Origin of the sequence: Bradyrhizobium sp. AZCC 1693 (assembly GCF_036924745.1) — a bacterium.
Classification (GTDB): domain Bacteria; phylum Pseudomonadota; class Alphaproteobacteria; order Rhizobiales; family Xanthobacteraceae; genus Bradyrhizobium.
Genome location: NZ_JAZHSD010000001.1, coordinates 7,480,699 through 7,501,172, shown reverse-complemented (window position 1 = coordinate 7,501,172; position 20,474 = coordinate 7,480,699). Strand labels below are relative to the sequence as shown.

At 63.3% G+C, this 20,474-nt stretch carries 24 protein-coding genes; 14 read left to right on the top strand and 10 right to left on the bottom strand.

The window, feature by feature from the left end; translation table 11 throughout:
* Positions 1–67 precede the first annotated feature (67 nt).
* The 4 genes from V1293_RS35570 (at position 68) to V1293_RS35555 (ending at position 6,288) form a co-directional block, all read left to right on the top strand.
* Positions 68–1,174, top strand: a complete 1,107-nt coding sequence (locus tag V1293_RS35570) for a FecR family protein (RefSeq protein ID WP_334516423.1) — start codon at positions 68–70, stop codon at positions 1,172–1,174.
* Positions 1,175–1,252: 78 nt separating this feature from the next.
* Positions 1,253–3,973, top strand: a complete 2,721-nt coding sequence (locus tag V1293_RS35565; protein ID WP_334516422.1) for an EAL domain-containing protein — start codon at positions 1,253–1,255, stop codon at positions 3,971–3,973.
* Between the two features lie 173 nt (positions 3,974–4,146).
* Positions 4,147–5,343: a GNAT family N-acetyltransferase gene (locus tag V1293_RS35560; RefSeq protein WP_334516420.1), complete on the top strand. Its 1,197-nt coding sequence runs from the start codon at positions 4,147–4,149 to the stop codon at positions 5,341–5,343.
* Entirely contained in the window at positions 5,344–6,288 is a 945-nt protein-coding gene (locus tag V1293_RS35555; RefSeq protein ID WP_334516419.1) for a cupin-like domain-containing protein, read from the top strand.
* Positions 6,289–6,327: 39 nt separating this feature from the next.
* Here the strand turns inward: V1293_RS35555 and V1293_RS35550 are convergent, their stop codons facing one another.
* The 3 genes from V1293_RS35550 to V1293_RS35540 form a co-directional block, all read right to left on the bottom strand.
* Entirely contained in the window at positions 6,328–6,966 is a 639-nt protein-coding gene (locus V1293_RS35550; protein ID WP_334516418.1) for an NIPSNAP family protein, read from the bottom strand.
* Positions 6,967–7,107: 141 nt separating this feature from the next.
* A complete protein-coding gene (locus V1293_RS35545) occupies positions 7,108–7,773 on the bottom strand; it encodes a DsbA family oxidoreductase (protein ID WP_334516416.1) in 666 nt (221 codons plus the stop codon).
* 389 nt (positions 7,774–8,162) lie between these two features.
* Complete coding sequence (locus V1293_RS35540; protein ID WP_334516414.1) at positions 8,163–8,987, bottom strand: helix-turn-helix domain-containing protein; 825 nt, start codon at positions 8,985–8,987, stop codon at positions 8,163–8,165.
* A 99-nt stretch (positions 8,988–9,086) separates the two neighbouring features.
* Between V1293_RS35540 and V1293_RS35535 the strand changes: the two genes are divergently transcribed.
* Both V1293_RS35535 and V1293_RS35530 read left to right on the top strand, forming a co-directional pair.
* Positions 9,087–9,308, top strand: coding sequence for a hypothetical protein (locus tag V1293_RS35535; RefSeq protein ID WP_334516412.1), 222 nt, complete (start codon positions 9,087–9,089; stop codon positions 9,306–9,308).
* Between the two features lie 42 nt (positions 9,309–9,350).
* Positions 9,351–9,749 (top strand): hypothetical protein, encoded by a 399-nt coding sequence (locus V1293_RS35530; protein ID WP_334516409.1) that lies wholly within the window; start codon positions 9,351–9,353, stop codon positions 9,747–9,749.
* 131 nt (positions 9,750–9,880) lie between these two features.
* Here the strand turns inward: V1293_RS35530 and V1293_RS35525 are convergent, their stop codons facing one another.
* Both V1293_RS35525 and V1293_RS35520 read right to left on the bottom strand, forming a co-directional pair.
* A complete protein-coding gene (locus V1293_RS35525) occupies positions 9,881–10,015 on the bottom strand; it encodes a hypothetical protein (RefSeq protein WP_334516407.1) in 135 nt (44 codons plus the stop codon).
* On the bottom strand, positions 10,015–10,485 hold the full coding sequence (locus V1293_RS35520) for a group III truncated hemoglobin (RefSeq protein ID WP_334516406.1): 471 nt from the start codon (positions 10,483–10,485) through the stop codon (positions 10,015–10,017). The genes V1293_RS35525 and V1293_RS35520 overlap by 1 nt, the downstream gene beginning before the upstream one ends.
* 87 nt (positions 10,486–10,572) lie before the next feature.
* Here V1293_RS35520 and V1293_RS35515 point away from each other — a divergent pair, with 87 nt between their 5' ends.
* Both V1293_RS35515 and V1293_RS35510 read left to right on the top strand, forming a co-directional pair.
* Positions 10,573–11,001 (top strand): RrF2 family transcriptional regulator, encoded by a 429-nt coding sequence (locus tag V1293_RS35515; RefSeq protein WP_334516405.1) that lies wholly within the window; start codon positions 10,573–10,575, stop codon positions 10,999–11,001.
* A gap of 29 nt (positions 11,002–11,030) precedes the next feature.
* Positions 11,031–11,321, top strand: a complete 291-nt coding sequence (locus V1293_RS35510; RefSeq protein WP_334516403.1) for a DUF6522 family protein — start codon at positions 11,031–11,033, stop codon at positions 11,319–11,321.
* A 17-nt stretch (positions 11,322–11,338) separates the two neighbouring features.
* On the opposite strand, the gene V1293_RS35505 is transcribed toward V1293_RS35510, so the two are convergent.
* On the bottom strand, positions 11,339–12,124 hold the full coding sequence (locus V1293_RS35505; protein ID WP_334516401.1) for an SET domain-containing protein: 786 nt from the start codon (positions 12,122–12,124) through the stop codon (positions 11,339–11,341).
* Between the two features lie 117 nt (positions 12,125–12,241).
* Here V1293_RS35505 and V1293_RS35500 point away from each other — a divergent pair, with 117 nt between their 5' ends.
* A complete protein-coding gene (locus V1293_RS35500) occupies positions 12,242–12,529 on the top strand; it encodes a hypothetical protein (RefSeq protein ID WP_334516399.1) in 288 nt (95 codons plus the stop codon).
* A gap of 461 nt (positions 12,530–12,990) precedes the next feature.
* On the opposite strand, the gene V1293_RS35495 is transcribed toward V1293_RS35500, so the two are convergent.
* Complete coding sequence (locus tag V1293_RS35495) at positions 12,991–13,725, bottom strand: TetR/AcrR family transcriptional regulator (RefSeq protein WP_334516398.1); 735 nt, start codon at positions 13,723–13,725, stop codon at positions 12,991–12,993.
* A gap of 113 nt (positions 13,726–13,838) precedes the next feature.
* On the opposite strand from V1293_RS35495, the gene V1293_RS35490 reads away from it, so the two are divergent.
* From V1293_RS35490 to V1293_RS35470, 5 genes are all read left to right on the top strand, one after another.
* The gene (locus tag V1293_RS35490; protein ID WP_334516396.1) at positions 13,839–15,242 is read left to right on the top strand and encodes a carotenoid oxygenase family protein; all 1,404 of its coding nucleotides are present in this window, start codon (positions 13,839–13,841) and stop codon (positions 15,240–15,242) included.
* A gap of 153 nt (positions 15,243–15,395) precedes the next feature.
* Positions 15,396–15,794, top strand: a complete 399-nt coding sequence (locus V1293_RS35485) for an MAPEG family protein (protein ID WP_334516394.1) — start codon at positions 15,396–15,398, stop codon at positions 15,792–15,794.
* A 151-nt stretch (positions 15,795–15,945) separates the two neighbouring features.
* Positions 15,946–16,524 carry a hypothetical protein gene (locus V1293_RS35480; RefSeq protein WP_334516392.1) on the top strand — a complete coding sequence of 193 codons (579 nt, stop codon included), beginning with the start codon at positions 15,946–15,948 and terminating at the stop codon, positions 16,522–16,524.
* A 42-nt stretch (positions 16,525–16,566) separates the two neighbouring features.
* A complete protein-coding gene (locus tag V1293_RS35475) occupies positions 16,567–17,124 on the top strand; it encodes an inner membrane-spanning protein YciB (RefSeq protein ID WP_334516391.1) in 558 nt (185 codons plus the stop codon).
* Between the two features lie 129 nt (positions 17,125–17,253).
* Entirely contained in the window at positions 17,254–17,550 is a 297-nt protein-coding gene (locus V1293_RS35470; RefSeq protein ID WP_334516390.1) for a hypothetical protein, read from the top strand.
* Positions 17,551–17,559: 9 nt separating this feature from the next.
* Here the strand turns inward: V1293_RS35470 and V1293_RS35465 are convergent, their stop codons facing one another.
* Genes V1293_RS35465 through V1293_RS35455 form a run of 3 tightly spaced genes read right to left on the bottom strand, consistent with a single transcriptional unit; the run spans position 17,560 to position 20,392 of the window.
* Positions 17,560–18,246, bottom strand: coding sequence for a DUF429 domain-containing protein (locus V1293_RS35465; RefSeq protein ID WP_334516388.1), 687 nt, complete (start codon positions 18,244–18,246; stop codon positions 17,560–17,562).
* Positions 18,243–18,686, bottom strand: a complete 444-nt coding sequence (locus tag V1293_RS35460) for a MaoC family dehydratase (protein ID WP_057900711.1) — start codon at positions 18,684–18,686, stop codon at positions 18,243–18,245. Before V1293_RS35460 ends, V1293_RS35465 begins: the two co-directional genes overlap by 4 nt.
* Positions 18,687–18,724: 38 nt before the next feature.
* A complete protein-coding gene (locus tag V1293_RS35455) occupies positions 18,725–20,392 on the bottom strand; it encodes a fumarate hydratase (RefSeq protein WP_334516386.1) in 1,668 nt (555 codons plus the stop codon).
* Positions 20,393–20,474 lie beyond the last annotated feature (82 nt).

Here is a 20,474-nt window from a genome sequence, read left to right as displayed (position 1 = left end):
CCGCTCACTCAATGTTGAAACATTTCCGGTAATCGCCGGGACAAAGCGGCAATCGGAGAGAGTTTTCATGCGTGCGACCCCTCACGTCTCAAGAGCACTCGCGACCATGTTCGCGCTGGCGGCGGCTTCCGTCGCTTTCGCCGCTGACGGCGGCGACTGGACGGTCAGCAAATCCTCCGGCGAGGTCTGGCTCACGGGCAGCGGCGTGCAGCAGGCGGCGCTGAGACAGGAGGACGTGCTGAAGCCAGGGGACACCATCAGCACCGGCCGCACCGGGCGCGTGCTGCTGAAGCGAGGCGACGAAATGATCCTGGTTTCGCCGAATTCCGTGGTCGGCGTCCCCGCGGAGAAGAAGGAAGGACTCTCGACGACGATCAAGCAGCAGGCAGGCTCAATCCTGCTCGACGTCGAAAAGCGCAACGTCAAGCATTTCGAGGTCGAGACTCCCTACCTCGCGGCCGTGGTGAAGGGCACGCGATTCCGCGTCACCGTCAACGCGGGGAAGACCACCGTCGACGTGGTCCGCGGTCAGGTTGAAGTTGCAGATTTCAAATCGGGTCAGATCGCCCAGGTGATGGCGGGCCAACATGCGACGGCGTTCGCCAACGGCAAAACCAGCCTTTCGCTGGGCGGCACCGGCACCCTCGCTCCGATCGAACAAGGCAAGCCGCGCGCGCCGTCGGTCGAGCGCATTCCGGTGCCGCGCGGAGGCTTTACCGCAATCCGCCACGCCACGAATGGACAGGGCGTCCAGCCGTTGCGGCATGCAAGCGTGCAGCCGGCAAAGCACGGCGTCACCCGGATCTCCTCGTCAATCGGCGAAGTTCGAGTGAACTTCCATCGCGTCACTAACGGCCTCGCCCATGCCGCTACGTCTTCAGGGGGCGTGGCGCGGGGCGTGGCCGACACCAATACGGTCTGGAACTCATCCGGCTCCGACTCGGCCATCGCCAACAATGGTCAAGGAGATAATGGCAACGGCGCTGCCGCGAGTGCCGCCGGTCGAGGCAATGCAAGCGCGGTGGCGGCCGTCGCCGGAGGCAACGCCAACAGCGGCAATGGCAACAACAGCGGCAACGATAATGCCGCCAGCAGAAGCGGCAACGGAGCTAACGGGAGCGGCCGTGGCAACGGTCATGCCAACAACGGCGGCGGAAACGGAAGAGGCCACTAGCCGCATAATCAACTGCGACAGTTGGCGATCCCCGGAACCGAACGACTCCTCAAACTCGAACACCCGAATGGTGACCGCGTGAAACGATACCGGCCGCATATTTTCGTGATGATTGCGTTGGCAATCGTCCTGGCAGGCGGCTGGCACGATTCGCTTCGCCACGCATTGGCCGACCTGCGGTTCGGCTGGCAGTCGCGACAGGCCTCTGGCGATATTGTGGTGATCGCGATCGACGCATCATCGATCGACAGGATCGGCGTCTGGCCATGGCCGCGCCTGCTCCACGCCGAATTGATCCGGCAGCTTCAGAAGGCAGACGTCCAGGACATCGCACTCGATGTCGACTTCTCCACGCCCTCCGACGCGTCGTCGGACCGAAACTTTGCCGAAGCCCTCCAGGGCGCCGGCGGATCGGTCGTGCTGCCCGCCTTCCAGCAGCCCCGCACCGACAGGACGACGCTTCACGTCAATCGCCCATTGCAGCAATTCGCCGAACATTCCTGGCCGTCGCTCGTCAATGTCGAGGTCGGACCCGACGGCCTCGTCCGCCGTTACCCGTTCGGCGGGAAGCTGGACGGCAAATTCGTGCCCGCGATGGCCGCCGTGCTCGCCGGCCAATACGATGAAAAGCGCACGCCCTTTCTGATCGACTTCAGCATCCGGACCGCGGGAATCCCCAAAGTGTCCTTTGCCGACGTCCTGCGCGGCGACCCGGCGACACTGCAAAAGCTGCAGGGCAAGAAGGTCATCGTCGGCGGCACGGCGCTCGAACTCGGCGATCGCTTCAGCGTCCCGAACGGCGTGATCGTGTCCGGGCCCGTGCTGCAGACACTGGCCGCGGAATCGCTGCTGCAGAACCGCGCGCTACAATGGACTTCGCACGTCGTCACGCTGACCGGCCTCGCCTTGCTAGCCTTGCTCATGCTGTTCTCATGGCGCCGCCTTTCCGCCGGCAAGCGAGTGGCGCTGCTCGCGGCAACGGCTGTCGCCATCGAGGCAGGCGCGTTTACCCTTCAGGCCGCATTCCCGCTCATTCTCGACACGTCGCTGTTTCAGATCGCCATCATCGTCTACATCGCTGCCATCGCGCTCGACGAAATCGACATCCGCGATCTGCTCGGCAGGGTCGCCGAGAGCCGCTTTCAACGCGTGGCGATGTCGCTCGGCGACGGCCTGATCTGCACCGATTCCAATTACCTGATCACGGTCTGGAATCCCGGCGCGACGGCTATCTTCGGCTACCAGGCCGAGGAGATGATCGGCCGGCCGTTTGACTGGATTTGCGCCCGCGATGCCGATACGCCAGCTTTTTCCGTCAGGGATGCCGCAGACCTCGCCGCCGGCACGGTGATCGAGTTCGACGCACGCCGCAGCGATGGCGAGGTGTTTCCGGTCGAAGCCAGTTTCTCCGGCTGGCAGGGCACCGACGGATTTCAGTTCGGCGCGATCCTTCGCGACGTTTCGGTGCGCAAGCGCGAAGCCGAGAGAATTCGATATCTCGCGGAACATGACACGCTGACCGGCCTTATCAATCGCAATACCCTTCACGCCAAACTTGAAGCGAAGATTGCCAGAGCCGGGGCTGACGGCCGCAAGGTAGCGCTGCTGGTTATCGGCATCGACGGCTTCCAGCAGGTCAACGACATGCTCGGTCATGCCATCGGCGATCTCGTCCTTCGCGCCATTTCAGAACGGTTGACGGCGGCGATGCCGACGGCCGGCCTGATCGCGCGCCTGAGCGGAGACGAATTCGCCATCGCGGTTCCGACCAACGCTATCGGCCAAAACGTCAGTCGTTTTGCCGAGCAGATCGGTGCGGGCTTCGACGAGCCGCTGCTCGCCGGCACGCGTCACCTCCGCGTCAGGGTCAGCATCGGCGCCGCCGTCTTCCCGTCCGACGGGCGAACGGCGGCTGAACTCCTGAGCAACTCTCATCTGGCGCTGAGCCGCGCCAAGGCGACCAGCCGCGGCGGTCACGTGCTGTTCGAGGACTCGATCCGCCGCGAACTGGAAACTCGTCTGACGCTGGAAGCGGAGCTGGTGCTGGCCGCGGAGCGCCATGAATTCGAACTGTTCTACCAGCCGCAAATTCATCTGGCCGACGGCAGCCTGATCGGCGCCGAGGCCCTGATCCGCTGGCGTCATCCCGAGCGGGGCCTGGTTTCGCCGGGAGAATTCATGCCGGTTGTCAACACCTCACCGATTTCCGAACGGATAGCGGAGTGGGTTCTCGAAACCGCCTGCGCCAAGGCAGCCGCCTGGGAGCGCGCCGGACAAAAACTCCGGATCGGCGTCAACCTTTCGCCCTCCCAACTCCAGTCCGGTGACCTCGCAAGCTCGGTCGCGCAGGCTCTTGCCCGCACCGGTTTAAGTCCAACCAGCCTCGAGCTCGAAGTCACCGAAGACATCCTGCTCCACGACGAGCAGAGCGCGCTGAATACGTTCCTGAAAATTCAGGCGCTTGGCGTTCGCCTCGTGTTCGACGATTTCGGCACCGGCTTTGCGAGCCTCAGCTATCTGAAGAAATTCCCGCTCGATGGACTGAAGATCGACCGCTCTTTCGTACTCGGATTGCTGGCCAATCCCGATGACGCGGCGATCGTCAGTTCGACCATCGGGCTTAGCAAGCAACTGGGCCTCTCCGTCATCGCCGAAGGCATTGAGGACCGGGCCACGGCCGACTTCCTGGTCAGGATGGGCTGCGAAGAGGGACAGGGCTATTTCTTCGGACGGCCGATGCCGGCAAGCGAGTTCGAGGCCAAATTCCTCAACTCCCCCGCCGCCGCCGAGGTGGCGTGACGGCTGAGGCCTGATCAGGCTGAACGATCCGTTAACGCGACCGCTCAAATCCGGGCTTCGCGACAACGGTATTTTCCACCTCTGTCCGATAGCGTTGCCCCGTGAACGCGATGGTCAGATGGCACCCTCATGGCGCCGTCGGCCACATAAATCGCGAACGGGGATTCGGGGAAGTGGCTGACATTGCCGACACATCGACGGCTCGTCGTGCATCGAGCAAGGACGCGAACGTACACGCGCCAGGCGCCGGCGGGGCGCTGACGCCGCTCGCCGGCGTTTCCGCAGGCCAATGGCTCGCACTCTCGACACGCGCCGCCGAGCCGAACGGCTATTATCTGCCCGAATGGGAATTGGCGGTGAACGCTTCGGTGCGGGGCCGCGGCGACACCGACGCGCTCGGTGCGTGGCGCGATGCTTCCACCCTGATCGGCCTGGTGCCTGTGATCTCGATGTGGCGCGCCTACAAAATCCCGCTGCCCGCTTTGGTCAGCGCCGATCCCTACGGCACACTCTGCACGCCGCTGCTCGACCGCGACATGGCGGAGGAAGCGGTCACCGGCATTCTGCAGCAGGCTCGCCGGGCCGGCGCACACGCGCTGATCTTCCGCGCCACCTCGCTTGACGGCGCGGCCATGAAGGCCTTTGCCGACGTGCTGCACCGCAGCCGCATGCAGCCCGTGGTGCTGCAATCGCATGTCCGCGCCTGCCTTGACGCTACCGGTGACGCCGACGAAGTGCTGCGCGAGGCGCTGGGCGCGAAGAAACTGAAAGAACTGCGCCGTCAGCGCAATCGCCTGGCCGAACACGGCGCGATCAACTTCGACGTGGCGCGGACGCCTGCTGACGTCGCCGCCGCGATTGAACCATTCCTGGTGCTGGAGGCCAGCGGCTGGAAGGGCCAGCGCGGCACCGCGCTCAGCCAGGACGACGGCGACGCGGCCTTCATCCGTCGCGCTACCTCGGCGCTGGCCGAGACCGGCCAGTGCGAGATCGTGACGTTGCGGGCCGGCGAAACGCCGGTGGCCGCGGCAATCGTGCTGCGTCATCACGACCGCGCCTTCTACTTCAAGCTCGGCGTCGACGAGTGCTTTGCAAAATTTTCGCCCGGCGTGCAGCTGACGCTGGAATTGACCCGGTATCTCTGCGCGGATCCGGCCATTCGCCTGGTCGATTCCACCGCCGCCCCCGACCATCCCATGATCAACCCGATCTGGCGCGGACGCCTTGCGATCGGCGATGTCTTGATCCCGCTGCGGCGGGGCGATCCGGTTGTGTCGCTGATCCGCGCCGCGCTGGGCTTGCGCGGCGCGATCCGCGAGCCGGTACGCCGCATCGTTCATTTCGTCAGAGCACGGCAGGATAAATCCTGAATGAATACGCTCACCGCCATCGCGCCCGTGATTGCGGCCGATCATGACGCGCTTCGTCGCGACTTTCCGCTCAAGCCGTTTGCGATCCATCACAAGCTCGCCGGCCATCCGCTGCTGACGCTGCCGCGTATCGCGCAGCTCGCCGCCGAATTGCCGCGCGACCTGATCGAGTACAATTCCGGCAAGGTCGCAATCAGCCAGGATCCGGACGCCATTCCCTCCGTCGATCTCGATCCGGTCGAAGTGGTGAAGAGCATCGAAACCGCTGGCGCCTGGATGGTGCTCAAGCGCGTCGAGAACTCGCCGGAGTATCGATCGCTGCTGGACGACACCCTGCTGTCGGTCGCCCGCGCCCGCGGTTTCAACAGCCTGCTCGATGCCGGCTTCGAGCAGGTCGAGGGTTTTCTGTTCGTATCCTCGCCGAACTCGACCACGCCGTTCCATCTCGACAGCGAAGACAATTTCTTCGTCCACATCCACGGGGAAAAATTCTTCACGATCTTCGACAATGCCGACCGCTCGATCGTCAGTGACGACGAGATCGAGCGCTCGATGACCAAGCATCGCAACCTGAAATACGACGAGAGCTTTGCGCCGCGCGGCAACGAATTCCATTTGTTCGCCGGCGACGGCTGCTACGTACCGTATCAGTGGCCGCACTGGGTGCGGACATCAGGCTCGTTCTCGATCTCGATGGCGATCACCTGGAAGACGCGCGAAGTGCGGCGGCTGAACGATCTGCACTTCTTCAATTCGATGCTTCGCGGCATCGGCCTGCCGCAGCAGCCTCCCGGCAAACAGCCGGTGCTCGATACGCTGAAGCTCGCGTTTTATCGCTCCGTCACGTTGACCATCAAGCCGCTGCGCGCCTCGATGGCGATGCGCCGCGTGCTGCGGCGGATCGCGCTCGGCAAGCGCGCGAATTATTATCTGAAAGGCGCGTGACCTGAAGCCTTGATGAGCCAACGGGGCTACATCAAAACTTCACTGCAGCGGCGAATGCGGCGCCGGCAGCATGATGGTCGAGTGCATTTCCTCGAGGAAGCCCGGGCCCTTGCCGAGGAATTCCTGCCAGGCCGGATCCTTCATCGCGTTGCCGCGCGCTTCGGCGCGGGCGTTCAGGCTGGGATAGGCCCAGATGTGGCAGGCCTCGTTCGGCTGCCCCGCCTCGGTCGTCCACAGGCCTACGATCTTTGAATATTTCTCGCGCTCCGGCAGCACCGCAGTGAATGCATCGAGCCACAGCTTGAGGCCACCGGCAGGCTTGCCGCGATAGTTGCGGAGTTCGTAGACATTGCCCGCCGATGCCGGCGCAACCGGCGGCCGCACCGCGTTCATCAGGCGGACGTCCTGACGCACCAGCAAGGGGCGGATCAGCGGCACATACTCGCCGGTCCAGCGCGGGTTCTTCGCAAGCTCCGCCCGCATCCGCGTGCGCTCGTCGAAACTGTTGTAGCTCCACATGTGCAGGACCTGATTGAGCGGCCCGATCTCGGTCGACCAATAGCCTTCGAGCTTGCCGTAATCGTCCTTGCGGATGTCACGCGATATCGTGCTCGCGGCCTTGATCATGTCGCCTAGCGTGCCGGGCTTTACGGTGTAGGTGCGCAGTTCATAGATCATGACGCCTCCCCAAGGTTTCTTGTGCCGATGATTTCGTCCGATCGTCATGGCCGGGCTTGACCCGGCCATCCACGACTTTCTTGCCGCACCCGTGGTCAGGACGTGGATGCCCGGCACAAGGCCGGGCGAACCAGCCGCGCTCTACTCCGCAGCCTGCGCGTTGATCTCGCCGGACACCTGACGGATGGCGCGGGCGAGCTGCTCGGCAGGCTGCGCACCGGAGACGGCGTATTTCTGCGCGAACACGAAAGTCGGCACGCCCGAAATGCCCTTGTCGGAAGCCTCCTGCGCCTGGCTGGAGATCAGCGCGACATCCTCATCGGTTGCGAGACGCTTGCGGACGTCGTCGCTATCGAGGCCGACATCGGCTGCGGCCTGCACCAGCACGTTCACGTCGGTCAGATCGCCGCCATCGCGGAAATACAATTCCATCAGGCGCTGCTTCATCTCGGCGGATTTGCCCTGCGCGTCCGCCCAATGGATCAGGCGGTGACAATCGATGGTGTTGGGTTGGCGCTTTACCAGTTCGGGGCGGTAGGTCAGCCCCTCCTCGCCCGCAGCCGCCACGACGCGGCCGGCGATGCCCTTGTAGGCTTCGACCGAGCCGAATTTGGCGGTGAGATATTCGTCGCGGCTGATGCCCTCGCGCGGTACCCAGGAATTGAGGAAGAACGGCCGCCAGCGCACTTCGACGGGAACATCAGGCACCAGCGCCAGCGCATTCTCGATCCGGCGTTTTCCGATGTAGCACCAGGGGCAGACCACGTCGGAGACGATGTCGATCTTGAGGGGCTTTAAGGTGCTCATCGGGGTCTCCTCAGGGCTCATTAGAGGCTCAAAAATGATGCCCGCAAAGTAAGCCGAATGGGCCGCCGCACAAGACCGCTAACCGCATGTCTCACATCACATAACCTCCGCGGTTATTGTGGCGGTGGCCAGGGCTGCCTAGAAATCCCGCATCGATTCAACCACGGAGCCTGCAATGACCGCCATTTTCAGGCCGCATGGCCCCTGTTTCGCGCCGCCGAACAGGCGGGCGCGCCGTGGTCAGCGGATATGCTGCAGGGCAGCGCGACCACGGCGCTGATGACGCGGGGTCGAGCGAGAAGTGGGTCGGTATAAACTGCGAGTATGTAGATGGTAGAGCGAATCTTATGACGCGGATCGGTATTGCTTCGCTCCACCCATTCTACTCATCAAGTCAGCTCCGCCGCCATCTGCCGCATCCGCTCGGCGGTCAGGTCGTCGGCGGGGAAGAACGTCTCCAGCGCCAGCTCCTGCAGCGTGATGTCGACCGGCGTGCCGAACACCATGGTGGTGGAGATGAAGCTCAGCACCTCGCCGCCCGCGCTTCGCAGCTTGAAGGGGATCGCGACATTGTCCGCCGAGATAGGACCCGAGCGCGCCGGCATCCGATAGGCCTTCAGTTCCTGATACAGCTTCAGCAATTCGGGATCGGCCGTCGCCTCGCACTGCCGATGCAGTCGCTCCAGCAGATGCGCGCTCCATTCGGCGAGATTGACCGTGCGCGGCGCGAGCCCCTCCGGGTGAAAGGCGAGCCGCAGAATGTTGAAGGGCTGCCCGAGCAGATGCGGCGGGATGCCTTCGAGCAGCGGCGCCACCATGCGGTTGGCCGTCACCAGATTCCAGTGCCGGTCATAGGCCAGTGCCGGATTGGGCTCATGCGCCTTGAGGACGAGGTCGATGGCCTGCCGCGCCGATTTGAGCGCGGGATCGTCGAGCGAGCGCTGCGGAAAGGCAGGCGCAAAGCCCGCCGCGACCAGGAGCACGTTGCGTTCACGCAAGGGAACCTCCAATCGCTCGGCGAGCTTCAGCACCATTTCCCGCGACGGCGCGGCGCGGCCGGTTTCGACAAAACTGAGGTGGCGCGCGGATATCTCGGCGTCTCCGGCCAGATCGAGCTGGCTCAGATGGCGGCGCTGGCGCCATTCGCGCAGGTGATCGCCGATATGGACGGGTTGGGTTCGTTCGGCTCGCGCCGTGGCAGCATGTGCGTTCATGGTGGAAAACCTACCATGCGAATTTCACCCATTCCATTACGTCCGAGGTAATCGAAACAGGTCACGGGCCGGGTCATCCTGGGGCACAGGAGATGACCGATGCTGATACTCACCCTCTTTCGCATCGCCGCCGCGGCGATCCCGTGGACGCTCAATCTGGCCACCTGGTTGCTGGCGCGCTCGCTGAACATGCCTGAACCCGTGGTGCACGACACCGGCGTCTTCGTGTTCGTGCGGGTGCGGACGATCGAGAACAGGATCGGCAAGGCGCTCTGCCCGATGCGGCTGATGCGTCAGCTCCGGTCGCTCTTGCAGCGCTGATCCCTGTCTCGCCCAAAGTCCCCCAAGCCAAGGAGAATTGTCATGATCCATCCGTCCACATTCCTGAGCCGCGCCCTCCTCGCCGACGCCATCTTCAGCGGCGTCGCAGCGGTCGCGCTGACGCTGGGCGCCGGCGTGCTGGCACCCTTCCTCAATCTGCCGGAAGCGTTACTGCGCGAGACCGGCTTGTTCCTGATCGCCTATACGGCGTTGGTCGGCTGGCTCGCCACGCGGTCATCGGTGCCGAAGGCGCTGGTATTGCTCGTGATCGTTGGAAATGCCGCGTGGACACTGGGCAGCATCGCGCTGCTGTTCTCGGGTGCGGTGAGCCCGAACCTGCTGGGTCAAATCGTCGTCGTGGCGCAGGCGATCGCCACCGGCGTGTTTGCCGAGCTGCAGTATATCGGCATGCGCAAGAGCGGTGGTGTGGTGACGGCGTAGGCCTCAACCGTCATTGCGAGCGAAGCGAAGCAATCCATATCGCAGCATGACGGATAGATGGATTGCTTCGTCGCTTCGCTCCTCGCAATGACGAGGGCGAAGGATGGCATTCGTGGCGGCCGGGTTTCCCCTCAGCTCAACACCAACGCCGCGATCATCCCGGCAAAGGTCAGCACGAGCCCGATGACGAGCATCGGCACCAGGCTGCTGCCGGCATACGGATCGGCCTGCTCCTTGTTCGTCACGACATGTGCACGGTAAGCCATCACACTGCTCCTGTTTGATTGGACCGAAATCTTTCGCCGTTGCCGAGCATGACGCCGTGGGCGCCGGCGATGCCGAGTTCGAGGCTCGCTGCGATCCGCCGCGCCCGTTCCACGAAATGCGCTTCCGCCTGGGGCGGACAGATCTCGCGGGCGGTCTGCTCGAATAGCTCGAGCCAGCGGTCGAAATGCCCGGCATCGACCGGCAGCGGCAGATGCTTGGCCATCGGGGTGCCGTGGTAGCGGCCCGTCATCAGCGCGACCGACGACCAGAACGCGCACATCTGCTTCAGATGCGGCTCCCAATCCCTGATCCGGACCTCGAAGATCGGTCCCAGCACGGCATCCTCACGAACCCTCGCGTAGAAGCCGTGCACCATGCGCTCGATCATCGCCTCGTCAATGCCGGTCCGCTCCATGATTTCGGCCGTAAGCCGCTCACGCCGCTCCGGCCCCGCCACGATCGCTTCCATTTCTTCGCCTGCCCCTAAATAGGTATTTCAAATACCTATTTAGGCGGCTATAGATGTTTTGCAAGCAGATCTTTTGAAAGGGCTCTCATGCGCCTGACGTCGTTCACGGATTATGCCTTGCGCGCCCTGATGCGGCTGGCGGGCGAGCCGGGCCGGTCGTTCGCCACCGGCGAAATGGCGGCCGAACTCGACATTTCCCGCAACCACCTGGCCAAGGTGGTGCGCGACCTCGCCGATAGCGGCTTCATCTCGACCCAGCGCGGCGCCGGTGGCGGCTTCACGCTTGCGCGCCCGGCCCAGTCGATCACGATCGGCGAAGTGGTGCGGGCGCTTGAAGGGCCGCCGCTGGTGGAGTGTTTTCGTGAGGATGGCGGCGATTGCGTGCTGATGCCGCGCTGCCGGCTGAAGGCAAGGCTCGCCGCCGCGCGCGAGGCCTTCATGCGTGAACTCGACACCACGACGCTGGCGGAATGCGCCTATCCGGCGCGGCTCAAACGTACTCCGGCACCCGCGTGACGGTCGCAACAGGGCATCAGGACAAAACCATGAAACCAATCGAATTCGAAAATGGCGCGGTGCAGATTGACGCATCCATCGTCGCCAAAGGCCTCGGCCTGACGCTGCCCCTGCTCCAGAAGGAGATGCGCGCGGGCAAGATCACGAGTTTTGCCGAGCGCGGCGTCGATGCCGACAGCGGACGGCATCGCCTGACGTTCCTGTCCGAACACCGGCGCTTTCGCGTCGTGGTCGACGAAACCGGCGCGATCATTCAACGCTCGGCGGTCGACTTCGGCGATTCGTTGCTGCCGAAGTCGGTGCGCAAGGCTGGCGGATAAGACCGGCGGATGAGACTTCAGATAGCGGTGGGCTGCGCCTCAAGGGAGATAGCAGCGGGCTGAACCTCAAGGACCGGCGCGGGCGCGGAAACTGGCGGCTTCCTGACGCTCGATTTTTTGCCGGCAACCCTGACGCGGCTGTTGCCGTTCAGATACTTGCCGTTGAGCGACCTGCCGTTGGGTGGCTTGCCATTGAGAGACTTGCCATTGAGAGACTTGCCATTCAGGGAATGGCCGTTCAGCTTGAGCTTCTTCTTCGCGCTCCGCGCCTTCAGCTTCGCTTCAGCCTTCTCCTCCGCCTTCGCCAGTTTCTCGGCATTCTTCAGCGCCTTGCGCTCGGCCTTCGCCTTCAGGCGGGCCTTCTCCGCCCGCGCCTCGGCGCGCTGCCTCTTGCGCTTCTTTTCGCAGGCCGCGCATTTGCAGCCGATCGGCTTCAGATAGGCTTTGAAATAGTCGGTGCCGTAGTCGTAATTGATCTCCTCGCCCGGCTCGATGTTCTTGATGGCGCGGATGAAGACCTTGCGCTTGCGCGGTTTGACGTCGGATTCCGCGTTCGGCTTGCAGGCGTGGTTGATATAGCGGGCGATGTTCTTGCGCACCGAGCCGTCGATGGTCCAGCGGTCGTTCAGCTCGAACAGGTACTTGTTCTCGATCGCGTCGTCTTTTTTCTTCTTCGAATCCAGAAGCGGCCCAAAATAGCGGATAATCTTGGTGCCCTTCTTGATCGGCTTGGTGGCGAAGAGGCCAAGCCCGGTGCGGGAGCGGCCGACGCGATAGGGCTTATTCGATGGTATGGAAGGCATGACGAATGAATGACTGCGCGCTTGGGAAACGACGAATTGCGAGCCGCTCTTCTAGGACGATTCCGCGGCAAAGTCAGGTGTTTCGTACCTTTGCCATGAACCTTCCCCAGATTGCACATGTTTGACCTTGTGGGTTCCATGCGAGAAGTGCAGATGAAACGTGCCTCCCATCGGCAGCTCATCATATCGTCAGCCGCGGCCCTGATCGCTGCTGGATGTGGCCTGATTTCACCGGCTAATGCCCAAACATTCAGCGGCAGCTACACATCGACGGCGCCGAAGGATTGCCGCACCATCGGCAAGCCCGAGAACGGCAGCACGGCGCAGGTCAGGCCTTGCGAAGCGCTGATGAAGCCGGTGAGCCGGCCTGTTTTCGCCGTATTAACGTCAAAGCTTCAAGCTTGAGTGCTTAAACCTTGTCAAATCATGATATTTTGCGGCGGCATCACGCGGGGCAATAATGCAAACGAAACTTCTGGCTCTCCTCATCGCTTGCGCCGCCCTGACCGGCTGCTGCGCCTCCGGCACGGGCTGCTCGACGCAGACGGCTGGCGCACCGATCGCATGGGATGGGTTGGGAGAACCACCGACGGCAAATGACGAGCCGGGCGAGCCAAAACGGCCGGCAAAGCGAAAAACGGCCCGCAATCGCGAGATCATCCTCGGCCCGCTGAATGATGCCCCTGCCCAATCGGACGCCAAAGCGCGCTACGACGAGTGGACGCGGCAGCCCAACGAAGACGTCGAAGCCGACGCAAGGCTGGCGCGACAAACCAAGATTTGCAGGGGTTGCTGAGCGGCACGCCACGCGCAACGTCGCCGCGCAGGTCATCCCGACGCCAACGAACCCCCGTAATGCCGCCGCCCTACATCCCCGGCGGTCGCGGCACCGTCGAACGCAGCATCGCATCCAGCAGCTGGTCGACCCCGGTGCCTTCGGGCAGCCGGTGCAGGATGTCCTTCAGCCGCCCGTCGAGCAGCAGCGTAGTGAAGCCGTGCACCAGCGACCACGCCCGCGCAATCGCGGCAGCCTGGTCGAGCGACAGCGCCTCCAGCGCCTCGCCGGTGAGTTTTTCGTTGCGCCCGGCGCCGATCGCGTTCGCCAAGCCCTCGAAGGAGGCAGTAGCCGCCTCGTGTAGCGACGGCCGCGTCATGTCGAGCCGCTCGGTGCGGAACATCAGCCCGTACATGCCGGGACACGCCTGCGCGTAGGCAACATAGGCCTTGGCGCGCGCCATTGCCTTCATCAGCGGGTGGATATCGGTCTTGCCCGCCGCCGCCATGGCCTCGTTGAATCGACGGAAGCCGATCGCGGCGAGTTCGCTCAGGAGCCCGGAGAGATCGCCGAAATGATGCGTGGGCGCGGCATGTGATACGCCGGCCTCGCGCGCCACGGCCCGCAAAGTCAGGCCCGGCAACCCGTCGCGTTCCAGCACCCGCTCGGCGGCGGCGAGCAAGGCGTCGTGCAGATCGCCGTGATGATAGGGGGTCTCGCTTGCCGATCGGTGCCGCCGGCCGGCCGGCCTTTCGGCCACCGCCCTTGCCGGCCTGCGCTTCGCGGCGGGACGTTTGGTTCTGGTTTCACTCGAGGCTCTAGTCATACGAATCCTTATAGCCGCAATTTTTACACTGTAAAGATTTTGCTTGACGGCCGGCCGCAACATCCCTACTGATATCTTTACGATGTAAAGATATAAACCAGAGGAAACGTGAGATGCTCGACCAGGTGAAGACCGAGGCGGCCCGAACCAATCTGGCGCCGATCCCGATGGAATGCGACGCGCCGCATCTCAAGGTGACCGGCGAATTGCCGCGCGAGCTCAACGGCACGCTCTATCGCAACGGTCCCAATCCGCAGTTCGATGTCCCCGGCGCGCACTGGTTCGTCGGCGACGGCATGCTGCACGCCTTCCACCTGGAGAACGGCCGCGCCAGCTACCGCAACCGCTGGGTCCGCACCCCGAAATGGCTGGCCGAGCACGACGCCGGCCGCGCGCTGTTTGGCGGCTTCGGCCGCAAGCTGCCGGGTGCGCCGGCCGGAATCACCGACGATGGCGGCGTCGCCAACACCAACATCATCTTCCATGGCGGAAAGCTTCTGGCGCTCGAGGAAGGCCATCTGCCGACCGAGATCGAGCCCGACACTCTCAATCGCGTCGGCTATTGCGACTACAAGGGCGCCATCCAGGGTCCCTTCACCGCGCATCCCAAGATCGACCCCGTGACCGGCGAGATGGTGTTCTTCGGCTACAACGCCGCAGGCCCCCTGACCCCTGCCCTCTCCTTCGGATCGGTCAACGCCGCAGGCGTGGTGACGCGGTTCGATCGTTTCGACGCCCCCTATGCCAGCATGGTGCACGACTTCATCGTGACCGAAAATCATCTGCTGTTTCCGATCCTCCCCATCACCGGCAGCATGGAGCGGGCGATGCGCGGCAAGGCGCCCTATGCCTGGGAGCCGGAGAAAGGTGCATACGTCGGCGTGATGAAGCGCAACGGCTCGGCCAAGGACATCGTCTGGTTCCGCGCCGAGAGCTGCTACGTCTTCCACGTCATGAATGCGTGGGAGGAAGGCAACCGCATCATTGCCGACGTGATGCAATTCGAGGAAGCCCCGCTGTTCAACCATCCCGATGGCTCGAAGACCGACCCCGAGAAGTCGCGCGCGCGCTATTGCCGCTGGACCTTCGACCTGTCAGGCAATACCGACCGCTTCACGCAGACCTATCTCGACGATCTCACCGGCGAATTCCCGCGCATCGACGACCGCCGCGCGGGACAGGCGAACAGCCATGGCTGGTATGCCTGCGCTAACCCGGATCTGCCGATGTTCGGCGCGCTGTCCGGCATCGTCCATGTCGACGGCAAGGGCAAGCGTCTCGGCCATTATCTCTTGCCCGCCGGCGACACCATTTCGGAACCGGTGTTTGTCGAACGAAGCAGTGAGGCGAGCGACGGCGACGGCTGGCTGCTCGCCGCGGTATGGCGCGCGCAGGAGAACCGCAGCGATCTTGCCGTGTTCAACGCGCAGGACGTGGAGTCGGGGCCCGTTGCACTGGTACATCTCGGCCATCGCGTGCCCGACGGCTTTCACGGCAATTGGGTTGGCGCGGCGTAAGGTTAGCTCCGTCATTCCGGGGCATCGCGCAGGATGAACCCGGAATCTAGAGGTCATAGCTCGAGATTCCCCGATGCGCAATTGCGCATCTGAGGTTCGCGCTAACGCGCGCCCCGGAATGACCGCGTAAGTGACGATTCCGGGGAGACATTCATGCACCTGCCCTCGATCACCTCAACCTATCTCGCCATTCTCGCCCTGCTCTACACCGTGCTCGCCCTCCAGGTCGGGCGGCTGCGCCAGCGCGACCGGGCCGCGTTCGGCGACAATGGAAGCCAACAACTGCGCCGCGCGATCCGCGCGCATGCCAATTTCATCGAATACGTGCCCATCATCACGCTGATGGTGGCGATGCTGGAAATGTCCGGCCTCGCAGCCATGTGGATTCATTTGCTGATGGGCGCACTGTTGCTATCGCGACTGCTGCATCCGCTCGGCATGTATGCCGCGCCCAATACGCTGCAATTCCGCGTCGGCCGGATGGGCGGCATCACGATCACGCTCGTTTTACTGCTCGCCTGCGCCCTGATGATCCTGGCGCGCGTCATGTAGAGCCCCGAACTTACTCCCAAGCCATTGCAAATACGCCAGTTCTTTTGCTTCCGAATTTAATTTTGACACTGTAAAGATTTTTCTTGACGACTCCCGGCCTCACCCCTAGTCTATCTTTACGATGTAAAGATTAGGCCCCTGAGAGACTGCCATGACTATCTTCCTGATCCTCGCCCCGTTCGGTTCGTTCGCCCTGCTGATGCTGGTGACATCAGCCCAAATCAGCCTGTTCGCAGCGGCCGCGATCTGCCTCGCTGTCATCGGTATCGACATCGCGCGTGGCCGCTCGGTCAAGATGCTTGGCACCGGCAGCGTCGTCGTCTTCTCCGGCATTGGCGCCTACGTCACGCTGATCGACCCGAACCTGAGCAGTTCGGCCGTGAAGCTCGCAGCCGATGTCGGCGTGCTTGCGATCTCGCTGGCATCGATCGCCATCCGCAGGCCGTTCGTGCTGCAATATGCGCTGGAGGAAGTCGATGCCGCCACGGCCAGGCTGCCCGACTTTTTGAAGGCGACCTACATCATCACCTGGGCCTGGACCGGCGCTTTCGTGCTGATGATCATCGGCAACGTGCTGACGATCTATGTGCCGGGCTTGCCGCTATGGTCGGGACTTGTGATCGCGTTCGCTGCCCGCAACAGCGCCGCCTTCTTCACGGCATGGTATCCACAATATCGCAAGGCGAAGTATGGTACACCGCCTGCGAACGCCCTCCCCGGCACCAATTAAGATACCACTCCAGCCGAAACATCAGCAGCAGAGAGCAAGACGATGAAGGACGTATTCGCCAGACTGGCCGCCGATTTTTTCTCCACCATCTTGTTCATTGCGATCTACCTTGCCACCGACAACGTGCTGCTGGCGACGGGCGTCGCCATCGCCGGTGCCATCGCGCAGGTGATCTACTCGCGCATCAAGGGCAAGGAGCTCGGCTACATGACGTGGGCGAGCCTGGCGCTCGTCATCGTGCTCGGCAGCGCGACGCTGTTGACCCACGACCCCCGCTTCGTGCTGGCGAAGCCCGCGATCGGGCATTTCGCGATCGGCATCATCATGCTCAAGCGCGGCTGGATGTTGCGCTATATGCCGGCGATCGTGACACAGACCATTCCCGAATATGTCACGTTCGCGGGCTATGCCTGGGCCGGACTGTGTTTCGTGCTCGCCGCCGGCACCATCGCTGTCGCCATGACCGGCGACATGAAACTGTGGACGTTCTACGTGACGGTCGTGCTGGTCGGCGCCAAGATTGCCGCCTTCGCAATTCAATACGTCGCGTTTCGTGTTTTGGTCGGCGGCCGGCTTCGCGCTGCCGCCCAGCGCGCCTGAAAAATACGCGTCAAAAGGACGCTTGAGACGGTTGGGCTTGTATGGCGAGATAGGCTATACCGCCGATCGAGTTGAGCGGATCTCGCAAGCCATTCCGGTTTGCCGGGAAGAAATGTCGGGGAGACAAAGATGGCCGTGGACGGAAACTGGAACATCACCATGAGCACGCCGATGGGCGAGCGCAAGGCCACGCTGTCGCTGACGAGCGCGGGCGGCGCGCTGACGGGGACGCAGGGCGCCGACGGCAATTCCGGCGAAATCTTTGACGGCACCGTCAACGGCGACGACGTCGCCTGGAAGATCTCCATCACCAACCCGATGCCGCTCACGCTTGCCTTCACCGGCAAGGTTTCCGGCGACAGCATGTCCGGCGAAATGGGCATCGGCCCGATGGGCAGCTTCCCCTTCACGGGGGCGCGGGCGTAGGTTCTCCCCCTAAAACCAGATCCGCATCGGCAAGCCGTGCGCATCAACGGGCGGCGCCCCCTCGGGGACGCTGCCCGCAGGCTCGCGGGCCGCAATCGCAACCGCGCAGGCATCCAGCACATCGTCAGGCTTTGCACCGCTACGTTCGTCGGTCAGCCAGCGATCGATCTGCCGAAAGCCTGATTGCTTGAGCAGCGCGCGGCGCAGCGCAACTCCCCCGGCGGATTTCTTCGACGGCAAGGGCTCGTTGTCGTTCAATCGCAGAAACACCAGTTCGGGATGCACCTCGCGAATATCGCGAGATGGATTCGCGCGCACGAACGCGTCGACCTCCATGATCTTCACACCCAGATGCCAGAGCTGGCGGGACACCCGCTTCTGCCCGCGCCGCTGCGCCTCCCGGTTGGCATCATTGGGATCGCTGAACTCCGACCACAGCCAGCGGCGAGCGCCGGCAAAGACGCGCGACGCGTGCGGTCGCAATTTTGCGCGAGCCAGCAGGTCGCAGTAGCGTTCGCCGTGATCGCTCATCCCGATCGGGATATCGATCCCCGCTCTGTCGCAAGAACGCGACAGCGCGTCCGTGATGTCGCGATGAAAAGAGATTTCCTGCACGTCACCGTCGAGGAGAACGGCGACCCAGCCTTTGCTGAACCCGTCGAGGCCAAGCGCCCTGCAGCCCGACCTCTTGCTCACTTCGGCCGGCTGGGCACGATTGCAATCGGATTGAAGGTATAGACCGCTTCGCCATGCTGGTTGTAGGCGGTCCACTTGACCCGGGCGATTCCTTGCGGCTTCGTGCGCGACGCCGCCAATTCCACCACCTCCCCTTCGAGAAAAATGGTGTCGCCGGGCCGCACCGGCTTCAGCCAGCGCAGATCGTCGACGCCGGCGCCGAACAGCGGATGCGGCCCGAACGGGCGCGCGCTCGCGGCGAGCCGCATGGCGATCGCCGCCGTCTGCCATCCGGAGGCGGCGAGGCCCCCGAGAATGGACTTCTTGGCCGCCTCCTCATCGAGATGAAACGGCTGCGGATCGTACTCTTTGGCGAAGCGGATGATGTCCTCCTTCGACACCGTCGCCGCCTCACTCTTGAAGCGCATCCCGATCTTCAGGTCGTCGAACCACTCGATCATCGCGTCCTCGCTCACATTTCACGCCGAACGCGAACAGGTCACCCCAGATTCAATTCCTTGAAGAAGTCGTTGCCCTTGTCGTCGATGATGATGAAGGCCGGGAAATCCTCGACCTCGATGCGCCAGATCGCTTCCATGCCGAGTTCGGGATATTCCACGACCTCGACCTTCTTGATGCAGTGCTCGGCGAGGTTTGCCGCCGCACCGCCGATCGAGCCGAGATAGAAGCCGCCGTGCTTCTTGCAGGCCTCGCGCACCGCCACCGCGCGGTTGCCCTTGGCCACCATCACCATCGATCCGCCCGCCGCCTGGAACTGGTCGACGAAGGAATCCATCCGCCCCGCGGTGGTCGGGCCGAACGCGCCGGAGGCGTAGCCGTCGGGCGTCTTGGCGGGACCGGCGTAATACACCGGATGGTTCTTGAAGTAATCCGGCAACGGCTCGCCCTTCTCCAGCCGCTCGCGCAATTTGGCGTGGGCGGAATCGCGGGCCACGATCATGGTGCCGGTCATCGAGACGCGCGTCTTGATCGGATATTGCGACAGCGTCGCCAGAATTTCCTTCATCGGCTGGTTGAGGTCGATCTTGACGACCTCGCCGCCGAGCGACTGTTCCACCGCCGGCAGATACTGCGCCGGGTTATGCTCAAGCTCCTCGAGATAGACGCCGTCTTTCGTGATCTTGCCAAGCACCTGACGGTCCGCCGAGCACGATACGCCGAGCCCGATCGGCAGCGACGCGCCGTGGCGCGGCATCCGGATCACGCGCACGTCGTGGCAGAAATACTTGCCGCCGAACTGCGCGCCGACGCCGAGCGACTGCGTCATCTTCAGAATTTCCTGCTCCATCTCCAGGTCGCGGAAGGCGTTGCCATCAGCCGAGCCGTGGGTCGGCAGCGCATCGAGATAACGCGCCGAAGCCAGCTTCACCGTCTTCATGCAAAGTTCAGCCGAGGTGCCGCCGATCACGATGGCGAGGTGATATGGCGGGCACGCGGCGGTGCCGAGCGTCAGCACCTTCTCCTTCAGGAACGCCAGCAGGCGGTCCTTGGTCAGGACGGACGGCGTTGCCTGGAACAGAAAGCTCTTGTTGGCGGAACCGCCGCCCTTGGCCATGAACATGAACTTGTAGGCCGAGTCTATTTCTGAAGAGCCACCCTCGGCGTAGATCTCGCACTGCGCCGGCATGTTGTTGGCGGTGTTCTTCTCCTCATACATCGACAGCGGCGCCACCTGCGAATAGCGCAGGTTACGGCGCAAGTAAGCGTCGCGCGCGCCTTCCGAGAGCGCGGCCTCATCGTCGCCGTCGGTGATGACGTTGCAGCCCTTCTTGCCCATGATGATCGCGGTGCCGGTGTCCTGACACATCGGCAGCACGCCGCCGGCGGCGATGTTGGCGTTCTTCAGGAAGTCGAAGGCGACGAACTTGTCGTTGTCGCTGGCTTCCTTGTCTTCCAGGATTGAGCGCAACTGCTTCAGGTGTCCCGGCCGCAGGTAATGATTGATGTCACCGAAGGCTGCCTCCGACAGCGCCCGCAGCGCGTCACGTGACACGACGAGCATGTCCTTGCCGAGCACCTTTTCGACCCGCACGCCCTCGGCTGTAATCTTCTTGTAGGGCGTTATGTCCGGCCCCAGCGGAAACAGCGGCGTATGCTTGTAGGGCGGAACGGGTTTCTGGTCGGGAAAAGCAGTCGGGGCGTTCATGTCGATATCTCGGGTTGGAGCCGGCGGCGGCCCAAACGGCGCCGCCGCAGTAGACCCGTTCTAAGCATTTTTCGAGCAAAAG

What these genes read in the sequence shown, in the direction of transcription:
- V1293_RS35490 (WP_334516396.1), top strand. Translation starts at nt 13,839, where the DNA reads ATGCTCGACCAGGTGAAGACCGAGGCGGCCCGAACCAATCTGGCGCCG.
- V1293_RS35515 (WP_334516405.1), top strand. Translation starts at nt 10,573, where the DNA reads ATGCGCCTGACGTCGTTCACGGATTATGCCTTGCGCGCCCTGATGCGG.
- V1293_RS35530 (WP_334516409.1), top strand. Translation starts at nt 9,351, where the DNA reads ATGATCCATCCGTCCACATTCCTGAGCCGCGCCCTCCTCGCCGACGCC.
- V1293_RS35510 (WP_334516403.1), top strand. Translation starts at nt 11,031, where the DNA reads ATGAAACCAATCGAATTCGAAAATGGCGCGGTGCAGATTGACGCATCC.
- V1293_RS35550 (WP_334516418.1), bottom strand. Translation starts at nt 6,966, where the DNA reads ATGATCTATGAACTGCGCACCTACACCGTAAAGCCCGGCACGCTAGGC.
- V1293_RS35570 (WP_334516423.1), top strand. Translation starts at nt 68, where the DNA reads ATGCGTGCGACCCCTCACGTCTCAAGAGCACTCGCGACCATGTTCGCG.
- V1293_RS35500 (WP_334516399.1), top strand. Translation starts at nt 12,242, where the DNA reads ATGTTTGACCTTGTGGGTTCCATGCGAGAAGTGCAGATGAAACGTGCC.
- V1293_RS35485 (WP_334516394.1), top strand. Translation starts at nt 15,396, where the DNA reads ATGCACCTGCCCTCGATCACCTCAACCTATCTCGCCATTCTCGCCCTG.
- V1293_RS35475 (WP_334516391.1), top strand. Translation starts at nt 16,567, where the DNA reads ATGAAGGACGTATTCGCCAGACTGGCCGCCGATTTTTTCTCCACCATC.
- V1293_RS35455 (WP_334516386.1), bottom strand. Translation starts at nt 20,392, where the DNA reads ATGAACGCCCCGACTGCTTTTCCCGACCAGAAACCCGTTCCGCCCTAC.
- V1293_RS35540 (WP_334516414.1), bottom strand. Translation starts at nt 8,987, where the DNA reads ATGAACGCACATGCTGCCACGGCGCGAGCCGAACGAACCCAACCCGTC.
- V1293_RS35535 (WP_334516412.1), top strand. Translation starts at nt 9,087, where the DNA reads ATGCTGATACTCACCCTCTTTCGCATCGCCGCCGCGGCGATCCCGTGG.
- V1293_RS35555 (WP_334516419.1), top strand. Translation starts at nt 5,344, where the DNA reads ATGAATACGCTCACCGCCATCGCGCCCGTGATTGCGGCCGATCATGAC.
- V1293_RS35470 (WP_334516390.1), top strand. Translation starts at nt 17,254, where the DNA reads ATGGCCGTGGACGGAAACTGGAACATCACCATGAGCACGCCGATGGGC.
- V1293_RS35480 (WP_334516392.1), top strand. Translation starts at nt 15,946, where the DNA reads ATGACTATCTTCCTGATCCTCGCCCCGTTCGGTTCGTTCGCCCTGCTG.
- V1293_RS35460 (WP_057900711.1), bottom strand. Translation starts at nt 18,686, where the DNA reads ATGATCGAGTGGTTCGACGACCTGAAGATCGGGATGCGCTTCAAGAGT.
- V1293_RS35525 (WP_334516407.1), bottom strand. Translation starts at nt 10,015, where the DNA reads ATGGCTTACCGTGCACATGTCGTGACGAACAAGGAGCAGGCCGATCCG.
- V1293_RS35495 (WP_334516398.1), bottom strand. Translation starts at nt 13,725, where the DNA reads ATGACTAGAGCCTCGAGTGAAACCAGAACCAAACGTCCCGCCGCGAAG.
- V1293_RS35505 (WP_334516401.1), bottom strand. Translation starts at nt 12,124, where the DNA reads ATGCCTTCCATACCATCGAATAAGCCCTATCGCGTCGGCCGCTCCCGC.
- V1293_RS35545 (WP_334516416.1), bottom strand. Translation starts at nt 7,773, where the DNA reads ATGAGCACCTTAAAGCCCCTCAAGATCGACATCGTCTCCGACGTGGTC.
- V1293_RS35520 (WP_334516406.1), bottom strand. Translation starts at nt 10,485, where the DNA reads ATGGAAGCGATCGTGGCGGGGCCGGAGCGGCGTGAGCGGCTTACGGCC.